Source organism: Streptomyces aurantiacus JA 4570 (genome assembly GCF_000414115.1).
In the GTDB taxonomy this organism is placed as follows: Bacteria; Actinomycetota; Actinomycetes; order Streptomycetales; family Streptomycetaceae; genus Streptomyces; species Streptomyces aurantiacus_A.
In genome coordinates this window covers 1-4687 of sequence record NZ_AOPZ01000381.1, presented here as the reverse complement: position 1 = coordinate 4687, position 4687 = coordinate 1, and the positions used below count along the sequence as shown (strand labels likewise).

Sequence of the window (4687 nt, the reverse complement as noted above, 5' to 3'; positions counted from 1 at the left end):
CGCATCCGGTTCACCAGGCGTGTGACCAGCAGCGAATGCCCGCCCAGGTCGAAGAAGCCGTCGTCGATCCCGACGCCCTCGACCCCGAGCACCTCGGCGAACAGCCGGCACAGCACCTCCTCCCGCGCGGTGCGCGGCGCCCGGCCCGTCCCCGCACCGGCCCGGTCGGCGGCGGGCAGCGCACGCCGGTCGACCTTGCCGTTCGAGTTCAGCGGCACCTCGGCGAGGAGCAGGACCACCGACGGCACCATGGAGGCGGGCAGCCGCTCGGCCACGAACGCGCGCAGGTCCCGGGAGGCCGGCGCGGGGGCGCCCGGCTCGGGCACCACGTACCCCACGAGGCGTCGGTCGCCGTCGCGCTCGTCGCTGACGACGACGGCCTGGGCGACGTCCGGGTGCTCGCTCAGCGCGGCCTGCACCTCGCCGAGTTCGACGCGGTGGCCGCGGATCTTGACCTGGTCGTCGGCGCGCCCGTGGAAGACGAACTGACCGTCACGGCCCCGGGTGACGACGTCCCCCGTGCGGTACATACGGCTGCCGGGCTCGCCGTGCGGGCAGGCCACGAAGCGTTCGGAAGTCAGGCCCGGGCGGCCGAGGTAGCCGCGGGCCAGGGAGTCGCCCGCCAGGTACAGGTCGCCCGGCACACCCGTCGGCACGGGGCGCAGCGCGTCGTCGAGGACGTACAGGCGCGTGTGGACGACGGGGCGGCCGATGGGCGGGGTGCGGCCGTCGGCGGTCAGCGGGTCGCTGAAGGTCACGAACACCGTGGCCTCGGTCGGGCCGTAGGCGTTGACCATGTGCCGGCCCGGGGACCAGGCGGTCACGAGCTCGGGGGTGGCCGTGTCGCCGCCGACCACCAGGGAGTTCACGGTGGGCAGCGAGCCGGCCGGCAGCGTGGCGAGCACGGCGGGCGGCAGGAAGCTGTGCGTGATCCGCCGCTCGGCGATCGTCCCGGTCAGCGGGGCGCCCGGGACCAGTTGGTCCGGCGGGGCGAGGACCAGGGTGGCGTCGGTGAACAGCGCCGTGCACAGCTCGTGGACCGATGCGTCGAAGCTCGGCGAGGCGAACTGCAGCACGCGGCTGGCGGCGTTCAGGCCGAGGCGGGCGAGCTGGGTCGCGACGAGGGCGGCGATGCCGGAGTGGGTGACGGCCACGCCCTTGGGCCGCCCGGTCGATCCCGAGGTGTACATGACGTACGCGGTGTGGGCGACGCGGAGCGGACCGCCCCGCTCCTCGTCGGTCACCGGGCCGCTGTCGTGCCGCGCCACCGTCGCGGTGACGGCCGGGTCGTCCAACCTCAGGACGGGCACGGCCAGGTCGGGCAGTTCCGCCGCGGTGACGGCGTCCGCCACGGCCAGCAGGGCACCGGAGTCGGCCAGCATGAAGGCGATCCGGTCCGCGGGATACGCCGGGTCCACCGGCAGGTAGACGCCGCCGGCCTTCATCACGGCGAGCAGCGTCACCACCAGGTCGGGCGAGCGGCCCAGCGACACCGCCACCGCCGTCTCCGTCGTGACACCGCGCCGCAGCAGCTCGCGCGCGAGCCGGTTGGCACGGGCGTCCACCTCCGCGTACGTCAGCGAAGCGTCGCCGCATTCGAGCGTCACCGCGTCGGGCGTCGCGGCTGTGCGCTGCTCGAACATGCCGGGGAAGGTGTCCGGTTCGACCGGCGGGGCGGTGTCGTCGTGCCTGTCCAGGAGGTCCGCGCGCTCGGCGGGCGTGAGCAGGTCGAGGCGGCCGACGGTCGTGGCGGGGTCGGCGGCGATCTGCCCGAGGATGTGCGCGAGCCGCTCCGCGACGTCCTGGGCGGCCGCGCGGCCGACGAGGTGCGGCCGGTGCTGCAGGGCCACGCGCAGGTGCGGCTCGGTGGTGACGGTCACCGTGAGCGGGTAGTGGTTGCCCACGAACGGGCGGACACCGGTGACCGCGAAGCCGGCGCCGCTCGCGTCGCCGTGCTCCACCGTGTAGCTCACGGATGTCACCAGGGTGTCGAACAGCTGGCTCGTGCCTGTGGCCCGGTGGATGTCGGTGAGGCCGCAGGCGTGGCCGGGCAGGGCCTGTTGCCGCTCCCCCAGGCCGCGCAGCACGTCCGCGACGGTGTCCGTGGGCGCGAGGCGCACGCGCGCGGGAAGCGTGTTGACGAAAAGACCGGCCATCGCGTCGACGTCCGCCACCGCGTCCGGACGCCCGGGCACGGTCACACCGAAGACCACGTCCTGCCGTCCGGTCAGGGCGCCGAGGAGGAGCGCCCAGGCGCCCTGCACCAGGGTGTCCGGCGTGACGCCGAGCGAGTCCGCCTGCCGGGACAGCGCGTGCGCGGTCTCGTCGGCCAGGCGCACCTCGACCTCACCGAGCCCGTCGGTCCGCGGGTCCGTCGGGGCGGCCCCCGCGTCCACGGACTCCCCCGCTTCGGGACCGACCCCGGTCGCCCCCGCCGTGACGACGGGCGCGAGGAGCGTCGGCTCCGTGACCCCCGCCAGCTCCTCGGCCCACGCCTGGGCGGCGCCGTCCCGGTCCTGCTCGGACAGCCACACCAGGAAATCGCGGAACTCGGGATTCCGGGGCGCTGCGGAGGCATCATCGCCCGCCGCGTAAAGGCGTTGCAGATCCCTTACCAGAACGGGCAGCGAAAGTCCGTCGAAAAGGACTTGATGGGCCGTCAGGACAAGCTCGTGCCGCTCTTTCCCGGTCCGGGCCAGGGCCATGCGCAGCAAGGGAGGCGCGCCGATGTCGAAGGGTTTGTCGAATTCCTCCGACAGCAGCGCGTCAAAGGATTCCCCGGCGGTCGCCTCTGTCTCGCCGCCTGTCAAGTCCACCGCGCGCCAGGGCAGTTCCACTCCCGCCATGACGACTTGCGCCAGGTCTCCTTCGGCGCCCGCCAGGAAAGCCACGCGCAAATTCGCGTACCGGTCCAGGAGGGCCTGACCGGCGGCCCGCATCCGCTCTGCGTCCACCGGCCCTCGCAGGTGAAGTACGAACTGCATGCGATAGGCGCTCTGCGCGGAGTCGCCCAACAGCGCGTGGAAGAGCAGACCGGACTGCAACGGGGTCAGCGGCCACACGTCCACGAGGCCCGGACAGCGCCGCCGCCACGCCTCCAACTCGCGTCGACCCGTCGGCACCAAGGACACGCCGACCGTCCCGAGCGGCCGGTCGGGCTCGGCCACGACCTGCCGTACGACCCGCACGAACCGCTCAGCGAACGCCTCGGCCGTCTGCCGGTCGCACCCGGCGTCGGCGTACTGGAGCACACCGGTCGCCCCGCCGCCGGAGCTGCCGTCAAGGGGGCGGTGCAGGGCGAACGGCAGCCCCTCGCCGCTCTGTGCGCCCGTGTCCGGCGTGCCCGCGTCCTGTTCCCGTATGCGCCGGATCAGGGCGGCGAACGACGGATCGTCGTGCCACAGATCCGCCGGTATCGCCGAGGCGTCGGTGAAGAGCCACACGCGGCTCGCCGCGCGTCGGCCGGGAGGAACGGGCTGCCCGCCGGTCCCGGTAGTTCTGACAGTCCCGGATGTCCCCGCAGGCCCGCCAGCCCCGGCGATGGGCAGCCCCACTGCCAGGCCGTCGCTCCCGCCGATACGCCGCAGGAGCACCGCGAACGCGGCCTCCAGCACGCCGAGGGCCGTGGTGCCCCACTGGCGGGCCAACGCCTCGACCGCGTTCAGGAGTTCGCCGTCGAGGGCGAATTCCACGGTGCCGACGGCGCCGCGGGAGGCGTCGTCCGGCTCACGCCCGGGAGGACCGCCTCGCCGGTGAGCGGCGTACGCCGCCTCCAGGTCCCGCACGAGCGCCGCCGACCGCCCGGAGCCGTCACCTTCGCCTTCGCCGCGCATCGGGAGGCTGACCACGTGACCGTCGGTGCCGCGCCGGACCAGCCCGGCGTCGCCGCCGCCTTCGGCGCCCGTGACCTCACGGACCGCCGACGCCAGCGCGTCCGCGTCCAGTTCGCCCTTCAGGCGCAGGACGAGCACGTCCGCAGGAACCGTCGCCGCATCCACGCGACGCTCCATGAACCACGCCCCGCGTCGCACCGAAGACAAACAGATCACTGAGTCCGCTCCTGTTCCTCGCATACCGGAACGGACCCGTAATGGATCCGATCCGCCCGCCGTTGATGCGCGAAATAAAGGGCAGCGTGCCGCGGTTACCTCCCGCCGGAGTGGTCAAAGGACGACAACTCGCCCCACCGGCATGGGCTTTCTCTGCCCGTACTGGCCTCGCTGTGCCCGTACTGGTCCCGATCGCTTCCCGAAGGATGTCACCGCCATGCGGTAACCGCCCATAAAAAACCTGACACGGCGAGATTCACCGGCACGCCCCTCCGGCATTCTCGACGCCTCCGCGACAAAGAAACCGGGCAGGGCGGCCGTCCCGTCGACATGACAACAGGAAACCATCCGCTATTTACCGAATTGTCCGCCTTGAGCGGCTGCGGCGACAGCGCCCCCGGCGGCCGCCCTGTCCCCCGGGGCTGGACCTGTCAGCGGGCGGGGTCGATGCCCCAGGCGGCGGCTCGCGCGGCGGCGGCCGCGCGGTTGGGGAGGTCGAGCTTGGCGAGGATGTGCTCGATGTGGGTCCCCACCGTGCGCGGCGTGATGTACAGCCGCTCGGCGATCTCCCGGTTGGTGCGGCCTGCGGTCAGTTCCGCCAGCACCTGCAGCTCGCGTGGCGAGAGTCCCCCGGGCCG

At 73.3% G+C, this 4687-nt stretch carries 2 protein-coding genes; both read right to left on the bottom strand.

The window, feature by feature from the left end:
- A partial coding sequence (locus tag STRAU_RS31490; RefSeq protein ID WP_158692172.1) for a non-ribosomal peptide synthetase occupies positions 1 to 3998 on the bottom strand: 3998 nt, incomplete at its 3' end.
- Positions 3999 to 4480: 482 nt separating this feature from the next.
- Positions 4481 to 4687, bottom strand: a 207-nt coding sequence (locus tag STRAU_RS31485; RefSeq protein ID WP_037663157.1) for a response regulator transcription factor, incomplete at its 5' end; no start/stop codon positions are given.